Here is a 16,997-nt window from a genome sequence, read left to right on the forward strand (position 1 = left end):
TTTGTTGTTCGTGTTGATCTAACTTGTATTTACAGCTTAGCAACCGCGTCTTTGATCTGCTGAGCAATCTCTTCGTTGCTGATAGAACCAGACTCAAAATCAAAGTTATCGTAGAAGCTTGGTACTGAAACTGACGCTTTTACGTTTCCGCCAAAGTATGGCGCTGAACCTGTTGCTGCGCCAAGTACCGTTTGTGCACCGCCTGGGCCAGGTGAAGTCGCTAAGTAAACCGCCGGCTTCTCGCCAAACACAGAGCGCTCAATGCGTGTCGCCCAATCAAATAGGTTTTTGTACGCAGCTGGGTAGTGGCCGTTGTGCTCAGCAAAAGAGATAACAAACGCATCTGCTTCAGCTAAATCACGTAAGAATGCTTGTGCGCCTTCCGCTTGGCCAATCTCTTTTTCAGTGTCTTCACTGAACATAGGAACGTTGTAATCGTTGATGTTTAGAACTTTAACTTCAGCACCTTCAATCAAGTTAGCTGCGTAAGTTGCTAGAGTTTTGTTGATAGAAGTAGAGCTTGTGCTTGCGCCGAATGCGATAACTTTCATGATGTGACCTTTTCTGTAAATCCGTTAAGTGGGATTAGAATAACGTAGTCAGAAAATGGAACCATCACAAGGATTGAACGGACTCATTCAAAAATTTCGAATGAGTCTCAAATAATTAACAGCTCAGCAAAATGGAAAGGAAGGGACTGAGCGGATAGTGATAAATTGTTAGCTATTAAGCTTGGTTTTGCAGTTCAACCCAAAGGTCATTAACGATGGTGCGATCTGCTGGCGTTAGTTCAGAGCGAGCGTCATCTAGGCTCTTCTCGATGCGTGCTTTTACTTCAGCTACGTCTTCAATGCCTTCTTCTTCACATGAAGCCACTGACAGAGAAATATGACCACGTAAGTAACCACCAGCAAACAGTTCATCGTCTGATGCGTTTTCAATGCGAGCATCAATTACTTCAAGTAGTTTTTCTTCAAATTCGATAATCATAATATTCTCTTATTTCACAATAAATTGGCTAGTACATAAAGGTTCTACATCGTAGAAGCTGCGTAATGCTTCAGAGAGCATTTTTACGCGAGGCGGAAGGCCAGCTTCAAAGATACCCATGACTTCGCTGTGTACTTTATTCATAAAGGCCAAACGATCTGGCTCAAAATCGCCGTGTAGATTGTCACAGCTGACATTAAAAGGAAAGCCTGCGCTCATCGCAATGATCCATTCATACGCTTGTGGGCGAATTTCTACTTTTTCAAACTCAGCTTGAACCGACTCAGTTCGACCATCAGGCTCATACCAATAGCCAAAATCTTCCAACAAACGACGCTCAGGACCAGCGACACACCAGTGCGCTATCTCGTGAAGTGCAGACGCATAAAATCCGCGAGCAAATACGATACGGTGATGAAGAACCTCCCCATCGGCTGGCAGGTAAATAGGCTCGTCTGCACCCAGTTCGAGTTTGGTATTGTAACTCTCGAAAAAGGTTTGATTGAAAATATCGATGATGTCTGGGTATTGGTGCGTCATAAAATCAAATTTAAGTAAAAAGAACCGGGGCATTTTGCGTTTTTTTAAGCGCTCGGTAAAGCCCTATCACGAGCAATGGCATTAGGTTGCCCCCAATACTTTACTGTGACAATCGATTGCTGATCCCAGATTACACTACTTTGAGGCGAATGATTAGTTTAGCTAATCTGAAACACCCATTCACGGTACAAATATTCATTCGTCAATCAGCGTTTTTACTACTACACTCGCGCTTCATTTTTATATCCCTAAGGCCTATAAGACTCCAATTTATAGACCTATATTATAGAGCTACAGCAATGCTACTAAGTGTTTTGTATATCATTGGCATCACGGCAGAAGCCATGACCGGCGCTCTCAGTGCTGGCAAACAAAAAATGGATTGGTTTGGTGTAATGTTGGTTGCCAGTGCAACGGCAATTGGCGGCGGTACAGTACGAGATATCTTACTCGGCCATTACCCTTTAGGTTGGGTTGAAAACCCACAGTATCTGGCAATCACCTGTATCGCAGGTGTTATTACAACCGGACTGGCTAAATGGGTTATCAAGCTCAAAGGGCTATTCATTCGTTTAGATGCACTAGGGCTTATCGTGTTCAGTATCATTGGTACTAAAGTAGCGATGACCATGGGTCTACATCCAATGATCTGCATGGTGTCTGCGCTAGTCACGGGTGTCTTTGGTGGTTTACTGCGCGACCTTATCTGTCGTCAAACACCATTGGTGTTGCATGAAGAGCTGTATGCCTCTGTTGCACTTGTCGCTTCAGGTTTATATCTAGGTTTGCTTGAACTTGGCATTAACGACGTAACCGCGACGATTGTGACGCTTGTAGTTGGTTACTTGCTGCGTATGGCAGCTGTACGATTCAAGTGGCGTTTACCTTCGTTCCAGCTTGATCCTGAAAGCTCGGTACATTAAATGATATATTCTCAATTACGCAGAATATAAAAAGGGTTGCTTCATCACGAAGCAACCCTCTTTGTTTTTATCAAATCAGTTTCAAATCTGTTCTGATTACAACGAAGCAGAACTAGATTTTTGGCGTTTCAGTTGTCACACCAAAGTTTTGACCACGGTGACGTAGCAAGTGATCAAGCAATACAATCGCTAACATCGCTTCTGCGATCGGCACGGCACGGATACCTACACATGGGTCATGACGACCTTTAGTGATTAGTTGCGTTGCTTCACCGTCTTTAGTGATCGTGTCACCAGGAACGGTAATGCTTGATGTTGGTTTAAGCGCAATGCTTGCAACAATATCTTGGCCAGTAGAAATACCACCTAAGATACCGCCAGCATGGTTGCTGCTGAAACCTTCTGGCGTTAATGGATCACGGTGTTCACTACCGCGTTGATTAACGACGTCAAAGCCATCACCAATCTCAACACCTTTCACCGCATTGATGCTCATTAGAGCGTGAGCAATGTCAGCATCTAGACGATCAAAAATTGGCTCACCAAGGCCTACAGGCACTTTAGTCGCAACCACTTGAATCTTCGCACCAATCGAGTTGCCTTCTTTTAGCAAGTCACGAATCAGTTGATCAAATTCTGGTACTTTGTCGGCATCTGGGCAGAAGAAAGCGTTGTTTTCAATCTCGTTCCAATCCACTTTATCAATTGAGATATCACCCATTTGAGAAAGGTATGCTTGGATTTCAACACCAAATTCTTGTTTTAGGTATTTCTTCGCTATTGCACCTGCAGCAACGCGCATTGCAGTTTCACGAGCTGAAGAACGACCACCACCTCGGTAATCACGTACACCGTACTTTTGATGGTACGTATAGTCAGCGTGGCCTGGGCGGAACTTGTCTTTAATTTCGGAATAGTCTTTAGAGCGTTGGTCTGTATTTTCAATCAATAGACCAATAGAAGTGCCCGTAGTTTGGCCTTCAAATACACCTGATAAGATTTTCACTTCATCCGCTTCACGGCGAGCCGTTGTATAACGAGAAGTACCAGGGCGACGACGATCCAAATCTCTTTGAAGGTCTGCTTCGGTAATTTCTAATCCTGGTGGGCACCCATCTACGATACATCCTAGTGCGATACCGTGACTTTCTCCGAACGTGGTCACGCGGAAATGTTGTCCGATACTGTTTCCTGCCATTACTTCCTCTAAATCAGCTATTGAGCAGAAGGTTTGATTCCGAAACCGACTGGCTAACAGCTTTACTTGTCTATTCTTCGTGAATTCATAGTGGCTTTATTACCAAATGATGTAAACCCCAAAAAACGAACAATTTTAACTTTCTATTACATGAGCCGAATGAAATGAATAACGCGGGGAAATGAGTGGCGCTTTGAGAAGAGTATTTTTATTATGGTAAGAAAGCAAAAAACCCGACAACTCGGAGAGTTATCGGGTTTCTTTAAATAATGGCACGCCCTGAAGGATTCGAACCTTCGACCACCTCCTTAGAAGGGAGGTGCTCTATCCAGCTGAGCTAAGGGCGCGCTACAGGAACGAATTATACGAATTCGAATCAGTAAAGCAACGGCTTTATGTAACATTCTGATCTAAGTGAGTAAAAAAAGGGCAACAAACATATAAGTGTTGGAAAATAGAACAAAGCAAACGTTTGCTTGATGGTAATCAAAAAGATTTTCTGGAATAATGCGCCAAAAACATCAGCCACTAACTTGAATATCAATACTAAGGAAATTCATGACTGCTCAAAATATTGATGGAAAGCTAATTTCTCAAACGGTTCGCTCCGAAGTTGCTGCACGTGTAAAAGCTCGTACTGAAGCTGGATTACGCGCTCCGGGCCTAGCGGTTGTTTTAGTGGGTGAAGACCCTGCTTCTCAGGTTTACGTTGGAAGTAAGCGTAAAGCGTGTGAAGAAGTTGGCTTCGTGTCTAAATCTTACGACTTGCCAGCCACTGCGACAGAAGACGAATTGTTAACACTGGTAGACCAACTGAACCAAGACCCAGAGATCGACGGTATTCTGGTTCAACTGCCTCTACCTGCTGGTATTGATAGCACTCACGTTCTTGAGCGTATCACGCCAGAAAAAGACGTTGATGGCTTCCACCCATACAATGTCGGCCGTTTGGCTCAGCGTATGCCTAAGCTTCGCTCTTGTACGCCAAAAGGCATCATCACGCTGCTTGACCGTTACAACATCGATTTACGTGGTAAGCACGCGGTTGTCGTTGGCGCATCAAACATCGTAGGTCGCCCAATGACGCTAGAGCTCCTTCTAGCAGGTTGTACAACGACAACATGTCACCGCTTCACCAAAGACCTTGAAGGCCACGTGCGTCAAGCAGACGTTGTTGTAGTTGCAGTAGGTAAGCCAAACTTCATTCCAGGTGCTTGGATCAAGAAAGGCGCTGTTGTGGTCGATGTGGGTATCAACCGTTTGGAATCTGGCAAACTAGTGGGTGACGTTGAATACGACGTAGCGAAAGAAAGCGCAAGCTTCATCACGCCTGTACCGGGTGGTGTTGGTCCAATGACGGTGGCGAGCCTAATCGAGAACACCATGATCGCTTGTGAGCAATTTCACTCGAAGTAATCCGCAGCGCATATAAATAAAATTAGAAGGCCGCAACGTGATGAACGCTGCGGCTTTTTTGATACTTAGACATTCGTTTTGAAACAGGGCGACTCGCTTTTGATGCACTGCTATTCGCTACTTATCTGGATTCTCGACTTTTTCCGTCTGTTCAGAAGGCGGTAATAAACTAATAAGCTCACACTCCGTTGATATGAGTTTTTCCAACTCAGATCCTTGTGTAATTACACGGAAATCACCGCCAGTAATCACCCCAAGAGGAATGGCTTTAGGGTACAGCGCGTTAAACTCGTTTAAATCAAATGCCTCGGTCAAACCTGTACTTTTAATTTGGCTACCCTGAGCCATCAACGAGTTAAGCTTGGAATAGGTAACTCCTTCCGAAAACAAGCTTCTGTTGCCATCGCGGTTCACCTGATGCCTTTCATGTTTATTCTCTGATGACTCAAGCTCAAACACCTTATTTTCACCAAACTCGTCTTGATAGTGCATGCTAACTAATGGGTTGGTTTGACGATAAGGCGAGACGATCATCGCACGCCCTACTCCATCCAATTCCAGATTATTTTCAGCGTGACTCGAAGCTGGGTTACCAAAGTAGACATTCAAGTTATCCATGCGTGCTAAGCGAATGCTTTCCCAGTTGGTATCGGCAAGCACACTATTGATGTTGTGTGTCGCCAATACTTTGGCAAACTGGCGTGAAAACTGAGTCGCACCAAAGAAGATAACGCCTTGTGCCTTCTCTTGAGTCACACCTAGCCTTCTTGCCCACCAACTCGCGGTGAGGCTTTGAATCACAACTGTACCGATGATGATCAAGAACACCATTGGTACCAGCAGGTCTGCGCCTTCTATTAATTGTTTTTCTTGAAGCTTGATTGCAAACAGAGAAGAAACCGCGGCTGCAACGATCCCGCGCGGCGCCATCCAGCTCAAAAACCATTTATCCGCAGAGGTAAGATCCGTGCCGATCCCGCTGATCCACACACTTAACGGGCGAGCCACCAGCATAACCACCGCTAATAAACCAATACCGCCCCAACCTATCGAGAGGAAGGTTCCTGAATCGAGTCTACTCGCTAACAGAATAAACAACGCTGAAATGAGTAATACGGTCAGGGTTTCTTTGAATTCGATGATGTCTTCGATATCCAAGCCTTTCACGTTGGCAAGCCAGATCCCCATGATGGTCACGGTTAATAAACCCGATTCTTCACTCAAGTCATTCGAGAAAGAGAACGCAGCGAGCATTAGCGTCAATACAGCCACATTACGTAAATAGTGCGGTACCCAATGCCCTTGCAGCATCTTGGCAATCAAATAGCCACCGATGATCCCTAAACCTAAACCAATGGTTAAGGTTAGTCCCAGAGCTGAAAGTACATGTCCTGTAGGGTCGGCCGAAGAGACGATGTATTCATAAACCAGAACAGCAAACAGAGCGCCAATGGGATCAATCACTATCCCCTCCCATCGCAAGATACTGCCTAGAGAAGATTTAGGCTGAATACTGCGAAGCATGGGTACGATCACCGTTGGGCCAGTTACCACGACTAATGCACCAAACAATGCGGCTAACGGCCAACTAAAGTCCACAAAGTAGTAAGCACCCACCACGATACAGGCCCAGGTAATCAACATACCGAAACTCACGAGGTGAGTCACCATCCGGCCATGGCCTCTGATTTCTTTAAAATTTAGGGTTAATGCCCCTTCAAACAGGATGATGGCAACCCCTAATGAAATCATAGGAAACAACACATCACCAAAAATGGCATCGGGATTTAAGATATTCAAGCCAGGACCTAACAATAGGCCGACGATAAGGAGAGGAAGAATCGCGGGAAGACGTAAACGCCAACCGAGCAGCTGACAAGCTAAAGACAAGAGTCCAATTAACGCCAAAGAAGAAGTAATCGACAAATCCATTTGTGCCCCTAAAAGGTTTGCACCACACCCTGTGGTACAAACTATTCAATGAAATAAGAAAGCCTACGTTCTTACACTATAGGCTCTCTTTTTCACGCTAACCGAATATTATTGTGATTAATCAGTCACTTTACTATAGGGAGAGTAAAGTCATGATCAGTTAGCTACAGAGAAAGTACAACACCAGCAATCGCTGCACTCATCAAGTTAGCAAACACACCCGCACAAATTGCTTTGAAGCCATATTGTGAGATGAAAGAGCGACGCTCTGGAACTAAGCTACCCAAACCACCGATCAAAATTGCCATGGTAGAGATGTTAGCAAAGCCACATAGAGCAAAAGTTACGATCGCTTGAGAGTGCTCACTCAGTGCCTCTTTAGCATCCATTAGTTGGATGAAAGCCACGAACTCGTTCACGACAATCTTGTTACCGATCAATGAACCTGCAACCACAGCCTCAGACCACGGTACACCGATTAGCCATGCAACGGGTGCAAACACATAACCTAGGATAAGTTCGAAGCTTAGGTTTACGCCAAACCAGCCACCAACAATACCTAGCAAGCCATTCAGCATTGCAATCACACTGATAAAGGCAAGAAGTGTTGCACCCACTGCAACGGCAATACGAAGTCCAGACATAGCCCCATCTGCCATTGCCTCAACTACGTTTGTTGCTCGTGGAATTTCTACATCAGACTCAATATTTTCTTGAGCGTCATCTGGGCTGCCAGGTACTAAGATTTTAGCCATCAGTAGACCGGCTGGTGCAGACATGAATGCCGCAGCGATCAGGAAGTTTAAGTCAACGCCAAGAGATGCATAACCCACTAACGTACCACCAGCTACAGAAGCCAAACCACACACCATCACAGCAAACAGTTGTGAATCCGTCATGTGCTTTAGGTAAGGTTTAACCACCAATGGCGCTTCAATCATGCCGACAAAGATATTGGCAGTCGCAGACAGTGATTCTGCACGACCTGTACCCAAGAACTTCTGTAGCGCACCACCAATAAGGTTGATCACCTTTGGCATAAAGCCAATGTGGTACAAACCTGAAATCAATGCAGAGAAAAAGATAATGATGCCAAGAACATTAATCGCGAAAACAAATCCGTTATTCGTTAGGCCACCAAATAGAAAGTTAATCCCCTCTTGACCGTAGTTGATCAAGCTAGATACCGCACCTGTGGCTGCATTCAACGCTTCTTTACCCATTGGTACATACAGAACCAACAGCGCGAATGAGATTTGTAATAAGAAAGCCAAAGAGACTGTTCTTAGTGGAATATTTTTTCTGTCCGTAGATAGTAACCAAGCGGCAACTAAAATAGTGATAATTCCAAGTAGGGAAGCCATGTGCGTCAACCTAAAAGTTATAGATAGGAAAGGCGACGCATTCTATAGAGGAAATCGTTTGCGGCAAGCTGAGGTTGTTAACGTGATGTTGGGATAATCAAGGTTTAACTATGAGTATAATTAAGTTATTGAATTTTAATAATTAACTTTGATTAAAAAGCGTACTTTTTCCATATGGAAATTATATTTATAGATTAGGAAACAGTTAGCGATGCAGTTCAACACAAGTTTTGAGGTTTTTGTCCCAATACGTCGGCGACCCTATATGATCTTTAATGAACTCAATCACCGCTGAAAGCTTCTTCGGCATGTTCTTTCTGCTTGGGTAAACAGCATAGAATGGCATCAGCTGACTGGCTCTCCACTCTGGTAATACTTGAATCAACTTACCCGTTCTAAACTCTTCTTTCACTAAGTAAGTCGCCAAATAAGCAACACCCCACCCTGATACTGCTGCGTCTCGTACAGCCTCAGCCAAATCGACTGAGTAATCGCCCGCGACTTTAACACTAAGGTTTTCTTGCCCGTTATCAAACGCCCACGATGTGTAATCTCGCTCTCGGCTGCGATAGATAAGGCAATTGTGGTCAATCAGATCAGAAGGCACATGCGGCGTCCCGGCCTTAATCAGATAATCCGGTGATGCAGCCACTACAAACTGGCTGTCGGCTAATCGCTGCGCAATGTAACCTTCAGGCAAGTCTTCATTGTTGGTGATCCAGAGATCCAAACGCTCTTCAATCATATCCACCTTATAATCGAACAAGTGAACCTCGATTCTCAGCTGTGGGTAAAGCTGTCTGAGTTGGTCGATCGCGGGAATGATATGCAGCGTGCCAAATGACTGCGACAAACCGACGCGCAGTATTCCAGAGATATCATCGCGCTGGCTGTCCATATCCATCTGAGCTGATTTCACCGTGTTAAACAGCTGCTCACAGTGTTGATAGAACACGTCTCCCGCTTCGGTAAGCGTGAGGCTTCGTGTCGTCCTTTGCACCAGCTTGATTCCTATCGAGTCTTCAAGCAAAGCGACTTGCTTGCTGATATGAGACACTGAAACATTTAAGCTCTTTGCAGCACTGGTAAAGCCTTCATGCTTAATTAACGCATGGAATATCACCATCTGTGCAGCTCTATCTGTTAGCACAAGGCCACCTTCTCAAATCTCTAAAATATAAAATCAAAAAGGACTCCGAAGAGTCCTTTAGTTCGTTCTGCCTATGGTAAGCCAAATGCTATCAAAGCAAGCTATGCCAATTAATCAAACTTAATTCTGTCGGCTAGGTGGCTTACTGCCAAAGCAAAGTAGTAAGAACGATTCCACTTCATTAACACATTGTAGTTGTTATAAATGAGGTACGAACGTCCGGTTTCATCATCCGGCATGATTAACCAAGCTTTAATGTCTTCATCAAGTGTTGGCAGTGGGCGATCGTCATAACGCTTAATACCGAGTTCAGACCACTCTTTTAAGTATTTCGCTTTGTCTTCAGTTCGACCTTGTAAATCGATCGACACAGATGACGGAACATGAACCTGACGACCCCAAGTATATTTGTCATCCCATCCTGATTGGCTGAGATAATTTGCCGCTGAAGCAAATACGTCTTCTTCAGTGCCCCAAATGTCTTTCTTACCGTCGCCATTACCATCAGCCGCATATGCTAAGAATGAGCTTGGCATAAATTGAGGCTGACCCATTGCGCCCGCCCAAGAGCCTTTCATCTCTTTTGGTGCAATATGGCCTTGATCAAGAATCTTCAACGCCGCCATCGCTTCGCTGCGGAAAAACGCTTCTCTGCGTCCTTCGTAAGCCATGGTCGTTAGCGCATCGATAACACTGTAGTTACCAGTGAACTTACCAAAGTTACTCTCAACACCCCATAGCGCGACAATGAATCTTGGTTGAACACCATATTCATCACCAATACGCTTTAGCGCTGTGTAATGCTTCTTATAAAGTGATCTGGCTTGCTTCACTTTCCAATCAGGCACTGCTCGTGGAATGTATTCATCCAGAGTCAGTTTTTTCTCAGGTTGATTCTTGTCGGCTTTCACCGCTCTTGGCTTAAACGTTACACCATCAAAGGCTTCATCAATGATCGTTTCAGAGATGCCTTCTTCACGGCCTTGTTGCTTTAGTTTTTCTACATATTGTTCGAAGCTCAATTCTTCAGCGTGCACTGAGCTAATGGTCAAGCTATTACCCAATAGTAATGCCGACACAGCCAATATGGTTTTCGAAAATTTACTCAACAATCACTCCTCCTTGAATTGAGGTGGCTATCACTCTTCGTCTTGAGATTTCTGTTGAGCTTTACGCTCTTTATGAAGCTCAAGTTCGTTAACTGGTGGTGGCGGAACCTGCAAAAAGAAACCATCGGTATTCAGTGATTCTTTCACTTTTTCGATGTTCACTTGAGCCAGTTTACGGCCATCCATTTTAATTACCATTACAAAACTAGGTTTACCAAACATTTGCATCAATGCGTCAGGAACTTGTGAAAAATCATCCTTCTTAGGGATATAAAGGTATGTTCCTTCTTTCTTTGAGCTTTTATATATAGAACACAGCATGACAAACCTTTTTAATTGATTATGACTACAAAACTCTCACTTGCGAGATCAATAGTTTATGTTAGGGAAATATTGGGAACAAAACGTCCATTTGACAACAAGATTACTTGCTGTGCTTGGTTTGGGAATATAACATGATAAACCTAGTTTCAGGCAATGCCCTTTATTTTATTGATAAAGAAATTGTACCAATTCGCTATTGAGGTCCTGTAGTTTTTCGATGTCTAGTAACCCAGATCTAAAAGGTAGCAGCTTTACGCTATCTGTTTTGCACTTATCCGATGATCAAGTCGAAAATGCAGTGTCTTTTCTTCAAGAGAAGGTAGACCAAGCACCTACGTTTTTCGCCGCCGCGCCTGTTGTTATCAACATCAGTAAAGTCGCAGGCGATATCGATTTTGTGCAACTGAAAAATGGTATCTCTCAAGCGGGCATGATCCCGGTTGGCGTGGCTGGCTGTTCTGATAAGCGTATGCAAAATCTAGCGAAAGAAGCGGGCTTTGCAGTCATGACGGCAAGTAAATCTCCATCGCAAGCACCGGCTAAGATGGCGCCGATTAAGGTGGTTCGAACCCCAATTCGTTCTGGTCAGCAGGTTTATGCGAAAGATGGCGATCTGTTGATCCTTAGCCATGTGAGTGCGGGTGCAGAAGTGATTGCCGATGGCAGCATCCATATACATGGCACATTACGCGGCCGCGCGATTGCAGGTGCAAGTGGTCAAACTGAAGCAAAAATAATTTGTAATGATTTACAAGCCGAGCTGGTTTCCATTGCGGGAAATTACTGGCTCAGCGATCAAATTGAAAGCGAGTACTGGCAGAAGAAAACCATGTTCAGTATGGCAAACGATGTATTACACGTTGACGTCCTCGCAATATAAGAGAAATAAAAGGAAAACAGAATGGCACGCATTATCGTTGTAACGTCAGGTAAAGGCGGGGTAGGCAAAACGACCTCTAGTGCAGCTATTGCCTCAGGTCTGGCTTTAAAAGGGAAGAAAACCGCAGTTATCGACTTTGATATCGGTCTGCGTAACCTAGATTTAATCATGGGTTGTGAGCGTCGTGTCGTTTACGATTTCGTTAACGTTATCAATGGTGAAGCTACGCTGAACCAAGCGATGATCAAAGACAAGCGCACAGAGAACCTGTTCATTCTTCCTGCTTCTCAAACTCGTGATAAAGATGCACTAACCAAAGACGGTGTTCGTCGCGTATTTGATGAGCTAGATGAAATGGGCTTTGATTTCATCATCTGTGATTCTCCTGCGGGTATCGAACAAGGCGCTCTAATGGCGTTGTACTTTGCTGATGAAGCGATTGTAACGACTAACCCTGAAGTCTCTTCTGTACGCGACTCAGACCGTATTCTAGGTATTCTTGACTCTAAATCTCGTCGTTCAGAAGACGGCTTAGAGCCAGTGAAAACACACCTTCTACTGACTCGCTACAACCCAGCACGCGTAACTCAAGGTGAGATGCTAAGTGTTGAAGACGTTGAAGAGATCCTACACATCTCTCTACTGGGCGTGATTCCAGAGAGCCAAGCGGTACTGAATGCATCGAACAAGGGTGTTCCAGTTATCTTTGACGAAGCAACCGACGCAGGTATGGCTTACAATGATACTGTAGAGCGACTACTAGGTAGCCAAGTGGACTTCCGTTTCTTAACGGAACAGAAGAAAGGCATCTTCAAAAGACTGTTCGGGGGCTAATACGCAATGTCATTACTAGAGTTTTTCAGACCACAGAAAAAGACGACCGCAAACCTAGCCAAAGAGCGTTTGCAGATCATTGTTGCTGAGCGCCGCAGTCATGACGACCCTGCTCCATCGTACTTACCGCAACTGAAAGAAGACATCTTGAAGTGTATTGCAAAGTACGTTGAGGTCGATCCATCAATGGTTGATCTGACGTTCGAACACAAAGATGACGACATCTCAGTATTAGAGCTGAATGTTAAGCTACCAGAAGACGATAAGTGATCTTCGTTATCTTGTAAGTAGTCAGCAGATTAAATAAAAAAGAGAGCCTAGGCTCTCTTTTTTGTGTCTGCATTTTATATCTGTAGCTGGCTAACTCTTAGAACAAGAACAGGTTACTTAATCGCTTTATTCAGCTTTTCGCCAACCAGATCTAAACGCCAGCCTTGCATAACATCAGGCAGTTTTTCTGGGTTACGATCGTGCTTCCACACCCAGCTTAACACTTGGTTAAGTTGCTTCTTAGATGCTAAGAATTCCGTAGCCAAACCGCTGTGCTGTGATGCTGTTTTCACTTCATCTTTCAGCACTTTGAAAAGTTGCTTGTAGCCAGGGAAGTCCATTAAACGTTCTACTGGTGCTGGGTACTCTTCTTCAGGCGTGTGTTCCGCCAACTTAACGATTGAGCTAATCTTCGCACCATGGCGGCGTACAGAGCGGTAATCAAAACCTTCTTGCTCCATGTGCTTAGGATCTTTCATCGCGAAACGAGCCACAGCCCATAGGTCTTGTTCTTTGAAGACAAAGTTCAGCGCTAAATCGCGCTTGATTGCTTCTTTTAGACGCCAAGTTGCTAGAGGTCGTAAGATCGCTAGCTGCTTAGGTTTAAGCTGCCATGCCCCTTTAATATCAAGGTAGGCAGTATCTGGGTTTACTTTACGGATGCGCTTGGCAACTTGTAAATCAGACTCTTGTTGAGCCGCTTCCCACCAGCCAGCTTCCATCACTTTTTCAAGAAGCTTGTTGTACATTGGCATCAGGTAATGCACATCTGCCGCCGCGTAGTCCAATTGCTTTTGAGAAAGCGGACGCGCTAGCCAGTCAGTGCGAGATTCACTCTTATCGAGATCGACACCGACAAACTCTGAAACCAGAGCAGCAAAGCCTGTTGATAAACCATGACCCAAGAAAGCCGCCATGATCTGTGTGTCGACCATTGGAGTTGGCGTACAACCGAATGCGTTCTGGAACACTTCCAAATCTTCACCGCAAGCGTGCAGTACTTTCAGAACAGAAGCATCTTTCAACAATCCAACAAATGGTGTCATTTCACCAAGAGCAATAGGGTCAATCAGTGACAGCGTTTCACCATCAAATAACTGAATCAAGCCTAATTGAGGGTAATAGGTTCTTGTACGAACGAACTCCGTATCAAGCATAACGACATCGGCTTCACGTGCTTGTTGGCAAACTCGCTCAAGGTCTTTCAATTGGGTAATGATTTGATAATCCACAAAAACTCTCACTGGTTTCTATTTGATCGCCGGATACAAAAATGCCGACATTAACTGTCGGCATTCTAACACCATTTTTCAGCGCTCGCTTAGATTAAGCGCCTCAATGGTTATGGTGCAGTACTTTCGCGTAAACGGGCTAATTATTCGCTAGCGCGTTTCGCAAGTTCTGCATCGTTTTCTTCACGCAGTACGCGGCGTAAGATCTTACCTACGTTAGTCTTTGGAAGATCATCTCTGAACTCGACTAATTTAGGGATCTTATAACCCGTTAGGTGCTCACGACAGTGCGCGATAATGTCTTCTTTGGTTAGGCTAGGGTCACGCTTAACAACGTAGATCTTAACCAGCTCACCAGACACTTCATGAGGCTGGCCGATAGCTGCTACTTCTAACACTTTGCCATGCAGAGCCACTACGTCTTCAATCTCGTTCGGGTAAACGTTGAATCCAGACACAAGAATCATGTCTTTCTTACGGTCTACGATGTACAACAAGCCTTCGTCATCAAACTTAACGATGTCACCTGTAGATAGCCAACCGTCTTGATCGATCACTTCTTTAGTCGCTTCAGGGCGCTGCCAGTAACCTTGCATCACTTGAGGGCCACGAACCTGCAACTCACCCACTTGGTCATTGCCTACTACTTTCCCTTCATCATCAACAATACGAACTTCTGTCGATGGTACAGGTAGGCCGATTGCACCTGTGTAGTCTTTTAGATCGTATGGGTTACCCGTTACCAGTGGTGAACACTCGGTTAACCCATAGCCTTCCAATAGGTGAACGCCTGTTGCTTTCTTCCATTGCTCAGCAACAGCGCGTTGAACCGCCATGCCGCCGCCAACAGATAAACGCATGTTACTGAAATCCAATTCATGGAAATCTTCGTTATTTACCAACGCATTGAACAGGGTATTTACGCCAGTAATCGCGGTAAACGGAACCTTTTGTAGCTCTTTAATGAAACCTGGAATATCACGAGGGTTAGTAATTAGAAGGTTACGACCACCCATCTCAACAAACAGTAAGCAGTTCACGGTCAGTGCAAATACGTGGTAAAGCGGCAGTGCTGTTACAACCAACTCGCGGCCTTCTTGCAGAACAGGACCGTAAGCCCCTTTCGCTTGAAGTACGTTCGCAATCATATTGCGGTGCGTTAGGATTGCGCCCTTAGCTACACCCGTTGTACCACCCGTGTACTGCAGGAATGCAATGTCATCACCCGCCATAAACGGCTTCACATACTGAAGACGGCGACCTTTGTGCAGTGCTTTTCTGAATGAAATAGCACCCGGCAGGTCATACTTAGGCACCATGCCTTTTACGTACTTCACTACGAAATCGACAATTGTACCTTTCGCGCGTGGCAGCATTTGCCCTAGGCTAGTTAGAACTACGTGTTTAACCGGCGTGTTATCAACCACTTTCTCTAGCGTGCTCGCAAAGTTAGATACGATAACAATCGCCTTTGCACCAGAATCGTTCAGTTGATGTTCAAGCTCACGAGGTGTGTACAGTGGGTTGACATTCACTGCAATCATACCGGCACGCAATACACCAAACAGTGCAATTGGGTATTGCAGTAGGTTTGGCATCATTAGCGCGACGCGATCGCCCTTCTTCAGTTTCAAGTCATTCTGCAGGTAAGCGGCAAAAGCACGGCTGCGCTCTTCTAGCTTACGGAATGTCATAATCGAGCCCATGTTCTCGAATGCAGGTTGGTCTGCGTACTTCTGTACCGACTGTTCAAACATTTCTACAAGAGATGGGTACTGATCTGGGTTGATCGTTTCTGGTACGTCACTTGGATAACGTGAAAGCCAAGGTTTATCCACGATGTTACTCCTCGTTTATCAGCTGACGACTGCTTCGCCGCTTTTTATCATTGCGGTATTACAGCACAGCTTTAGTGCATGAGCACTAAAAGGCTCAAACACTTGTTTAAATTTTGTTAACTACACCAAGAATTAGCTCTGAAACTAGCTCTGGGCTCTCTAAATGACAATGATGTCCGCCAGGAACAGTCTCTATATGCAGAGGACTATGCACTGATTTGTAGCGATTATGCTGCAAATGTCGGAATCCACCATTCCCTAGGATTATTAATTGAGGGCATTCAATAGCCGCCATAATCGCTTCAGCGTGCGCCTGTGACATTCGATATAACGAGTCACATTTTAGATTAGGGTCGCATCGCCATTGCCAAGAGTTCTCGAACTCGACAATACCTCGCTCAACAATAGGAGCGATTAATTCAGCATTAATTTGGTTGGCGTGAGCTCTCAGCTTAATAGCATCCTCAAGGCTTGCCAAAGGACGTGAAGGCTTTCTTCGCTGTCGAAGACGACTGAGTACCCCATCCCTCAAGCGAGAGACTGTTTCGTGGGGAGCTTCAGAAAGAGGTCCGTGACCTTCAATTTGAATTAATCCTGACACCTTTTCAGGAAAGGCGGCACTATAGCAACTTGCTATCAATGCACCAAGTGAATGTCCTACCAGTACCAGTCTGTTTGGCGATAATTTAGTCACCAACTGATGCAAGTCATCAATATAATCATGAAATGGGTAATAACTTCCCGATTTATGCGACGAGAAGCCGTGTCCGAAGAGATCGATAGCAACAAGGTGAGCATTGGGCGCAAACTTAGCGACTTGCTGTATAACCTGATTAAAGCTGGACGAATTATCCAACCACCCATGAATAAAAACGACCGTCGTTGCGGTCGTTTGTGGGTTGCCTATCTGTTGTGTGGCAAGCGTCCCGCTCGCAAGGGAGTATGACTTTTCAATCATTGATTTTAAGTTGTCCCTGTCGTTAAGTGTGTCGGGGTA

17 protein-coding genes and 1 tRNA gene are annotated in these 16,997 nt (G+C 44.9%); 5 read left to right on the top strand and 13 right to left on the bottom strand.

Annotated elements, in window-relative coordinates; all coding sequences use genetic code 11:
- Positions 1 to 29 precede the first annotated feature (29 nt).
- From BCU34_RS09415 to BCU34_RS09425, 3 genes are all read right to left on the bottom strand, one after another.
- Complete coding sequence (locus BCU34_RS09415) at positions 30 to 551, bottom strand: NADPH-dependent FMN reductase (RefSeq protein ID WP_017632536.1); 522 nt, start codon at positions 549 to 551, stop codon at positions 30 to 32.
- Positions 552 to 726: 175 nt separating this feature from the next.
- Positions 727 to 990, bottom strand: coding sequence for a YfcL family protein (locus tag BCU34_RS09420; RefSeq protein ID WP_017632537.1), 264 nt, complete (start codon positions 988 to 990; stop codon positions 727 to 729).
- Positions 991 to 999: 9 nt separating this feature from the next.
- Positions 1,000 to 1,530 carry an elongation factor P hydroxylase gene (locus BCU34_RS09425; RefSeq protein ID WP_102433596.1) on the bottom strand — a complete coding sequence of 177 codons (531 nt, stop codon included), beginning with the start codon at positions 1,528 to 1,530 and terminating at the stop codon, positions 1,000 to 1,002.
- A gap of 299 nt (positions 1,531 to 1,829) precedes the next feature.
- Here BCU34_RS09425 and BCU34_RS09430 point away from each other — a divergent pair, with 299 nt between their 5' ends.
- A complete protein-coding gene (locus BCU34_RS09430; protein ID WP_004734183.1) occupies positions 1,830 to 2,453 on the top strand; it encodes a trimeric intracellular cation channel family protein in 624 nt (207 codons plus the stop codon).
- A gap of 112 nt (positions 2,454 to 2,565) precedes the next feature.
- On the opposite strand, the gene aroC is transcribed toward BCU34_RS09430, so the two are convergent.
- A complete protein-coding gene (aroC, locus tag BCU34_RS09435) occupies positions 2,566 to 3,651 on the bottom strand; it encodes a chorismate synthase (protein WP_004734182.1) in 1,086 nt (361 codons plus the stop codon).
- 270 nt (positions 3,652 to 3,921) lie between these two features.
- Positions 3,922 to 3,998, bottom strand: a tRNA-Arg gene (locus BCU34_RS09440).
- Positions 3,999 to 4,209: 211 nt separating this feature from the next.
- Here BCU34_RS09440 and folD point away from each other — a divergent pair.
- Positions 4,210 to 5,067, top strand: a complete 858-nt coding sequence (folD, locus tag BCU34_RS09445; RefSeq protein ID WP_017629535.1) for a bifunctional methylenetetrahydrofolate dehydrogenase/methenyltetrahydrofolate cyclohydrolase FolD — start codon at positions 4,210 to 4,212, stop codon at positions 5,065 to 5,067.
- A gap of 117 nt (positions 5,068 to 5,184) precedes the next feature.
- Here the strand turns inward: folD and BCU34_RS09450 are convergent, their stop codons facing one another.
- From BCU34_RS09450 to BCU34_RS09470, 5 genes are all read right to left on the bottom strand, one after another.
- Positions 5,185 to 6,999: a cation:proton antiporter gene (locus tag BCU34_RS09450; RefSeq protein ID WP_102478253.1), complete on the bottom strand. Its 1,815-nt coding sequence runs from the start codon at positions 6,997 to 6,999 to the stop codon at positions 5,185 to 5,187.
- Positions 7,000 to 7,163: 164 nt separating this feature from the next.
- Positions 7,164 to 8,363, bottom strand: coding sequence for a NupC/NupG family nucleoside CNT transporter (locus tag BCU34_RS09455; protein WP_019826134.1), 1,200 nt, complete (start codon positions 8,361 to 8,363; stop codon positions 7,164 to 7,166).
- 205 nt (positions 8,364 to 8,568) lie between these two features.
- Positions 8,569 to 9,489 carry a LysR family transcriptional regulator gene (locus BCU34_RS09460; protein ID WP_080967320.1) on the bottom strand — a complete coding sequence of 307 codons (921 nt, stop codon included), beginning with the start codon at positions 9,487 to 9,489 and terminating at the stop codon, positions 8,569 to 8,571.
- Between the two features lie 134 nt (positions 9,490 to 9,623).
- Complete coding sequence (locus BCU34_RS09465) at positions 9,624 to 10,622, bottom strand: lytic transglycosylase domain-containing protein (protein ID WP_102433616.1); 999 nt, start codon at positions 10,620 to 10,622, stop codon at positions 9,624 to 9,626.
- 30 nt (positions 10,623 to 10,652) lie between these two features.
- A complete protein-coding gene (locus BCU34_RS09470; RefSeq protein WP_017062372.1) occupies positions 10,653 to 10,943 on the bottom strand; it encodes a YcgL domain-containing protein in 291 nt (96 codons plus the stop codon).
- 220 nt (positions 10,944 to 11,163) lie between these two features.
- On the opposite strand from BCU34_RS09470, the gene minC reads away from it, so the two are divergent.
- The 3 genes from minC to minE are packed head-to-tail and all read left to right on the top strand — an operon-like array spanning position 11,164 to position 12,930.
- Positions 11,164 to 11,826: a septum site-determining protein MinC gene (gene minC / locus BCU34_RS09475; protein ID WP_017629530.1), complete on the top strand. Its 663-nt coding sequence runs from the start codon at positions 11,164 to 11,166 to the stop codon at positions 11,824 to 11,826.
- Positions 11,827 to 11,847: 21 nt separating this feature from the next.
- Complete coding sequence (minD, locus tag BCU34_RS09480; RefSeq protein ID WP_009848498.1) at positions 11,848 to 12,660, top strand: septum site-determining protein MinD; 813 nt, start codon at positions 11,848 to 11,850, stop codon at positions 12,658 to 12,660.
- Positions 12,661 to 12,666: 6 nt separating this feature from the next.
- On the top strand, positions 12,667 to 12,930 hold the full coding sequence (minE, locus tag BCU34_RS09485; RefSeq protein ID WP_004737949.1) for a cell division topological specificity factor MinE: 264 nt from the start codon (positions 12,667 to 12,669) through the stop codon (positions 12,928 to 12,930).
- A gap of 113 nt (positions 12,931 to 13,043) precedes the next feature.
- Here the strand turns inward: minE and rnd are convergent, their stop codons facing one another.
- The 3 genes from rnd to BCU34_RS09500 all read right to left on the bottom strand — a co-directional run bounded on the left by rnd (position 13,044) and on the right by BCU34_RS09500 (position 16,958).
- Positions 13,044 to 14,162: a ribonuclease D gene (rnd, locus tag BCU34_RS09490; RefSeq protein ID WP_102433594.1), complete on the bottom strand. Its 1,119-nt coding sequence runs from the start codon at positions 14,160 to 14,162 to the stop codon at positions 13,044 to 13,046.
- A gap of 143 nt (positions 14,163 to 14,305) precedes the next feature.
- Positions 14,306 to 16,000: a long-chain-fatty-acid--CoA ligase FadD gene (gene fadD, locus BCU34_RS09495; protein ID WP_048660836.1), complete on the bottom strand. Its 1,695-nt coding sequence runs from the start codon at positions 15,998 to 16,000 to the stop codon at positions 14,306 to 14,308.
- 106 nt (positions 16,001 to 16,106) lie between these two features.
- Positions 16,107 to 16,958 carry an alpha/beta fold hydrolase gene (locus BCU34_RS09500; RefSeq protein WP_048664622.1) on the bottom strand — a complete coding sequence of 284 codons (852 nt, stop codon included), beginning with the start codon at positions 16,956 to 16,958 and terminating at the stop codon, positions 16,107 to 16,109.
- Between the last annotated feature and the right edge of the window lie 39 nt (positions 16,959 to 16,997).

Source organism: Vibrio sp. 10N.286.45.E10 (assembly GCF_002874195.2).
GTDB lineage: Bacteria > Pseudomonadota > Gammaproteobacteria > Enterobacterales > Vibrionaceae > Vibrio > Vibrio crassostreae.

Coding starts and splice junctions, on each gene's coding strand:
- BCU34_RS09415 (WP_017632536.1), bottom strand. CDS start 551: ATGAAAGTTATCGCATTCGGCGCAAGCACAAGCTCTACTTCTATCAAC.
- BCU34_RS09420 (WP_017632537.1), bottom strand. CDS start 990: ATGATTATCGAATTTGAAGAAAAACTACTTGAAGTAATTGATGCTCGC.
- BCU34_RS09425 (WP_102433596.1), bottom strand. CDS start 1,530: ATGACGCACCAATACCCAGACATCATCGATATTTTCAATCAAACCTTT.
- BCU34_RS09430 (WP_004734183.1), top strand. CDS start 1,830: ATGCTACTAAGTGTTTTGTATATCATTGGCATCACGGCAGAAGCCATG.
- aroC (WP_004734182.1), bottom strand. CDS start 3,651: ATGGCAGGAAACAGTATCGGACAACATTTCCGCGTGACCACGTTCGGA.
- folD (WP_017629535.1), top strand. CDS start 4,210: ATGACTGCTCAAAATATTGATGGAAAGCTAATTTCTCAAACGGTTCGC.
- BCU34_RS09450 (WP_102478253.1), bottom strand. CDS start 6,999: ATGGATTTGTCGATTACTTCTTCTTTGGCGTTAATTGGACTCTTGTCT.
- BCU34_RS09455 (WP_019826134.1), bottom strand. CDS start 8,363: ATGGCTTCCCTACTTGGAATTATCACTATTTTAGTTGCCGCTTGGTTA.
- BCU34_RS09460 (WP_080967320.1), bottom strand. CDS start 9,489: ATGGTGATATTCCATGCGTTAATTAAGCATGAAGGCTTTACCAGTGCT.
- BCU34_RS09470 (WP_017062372.1), bottom strand. CDS start 10,943: ATGCTGTGTTCTATATATAAAAGCTCAAAGAAAGAAGGAACATACCTT.
- minC (WP_017629530.1), top strand. CDS start 11,164: ATGTCTAGTAACCCAGATCTAAAAGGTAGCAGCTTTACGCTATCTGTT.
- minD (WP_009848498.1), top strand. CDS start 11,848: ATGGCACGCATTATCGTTGTAACGTCAGGTAAAGGCGGGGTAGGCAAA.
- minE (WP_004737949.1), top strand. CDS start 12,667: ATGTCATTACTAGAGTTTTTCAGACCACAGAAAAAGACGACCGCAAAC.
- BCU34_RS09500 (WP_048664622.1), bottom strand. CDS start 16,958: ATGATTGAAAAGTCATACTCCCTTGCGAGCGGGACGCTTGCCACACAA.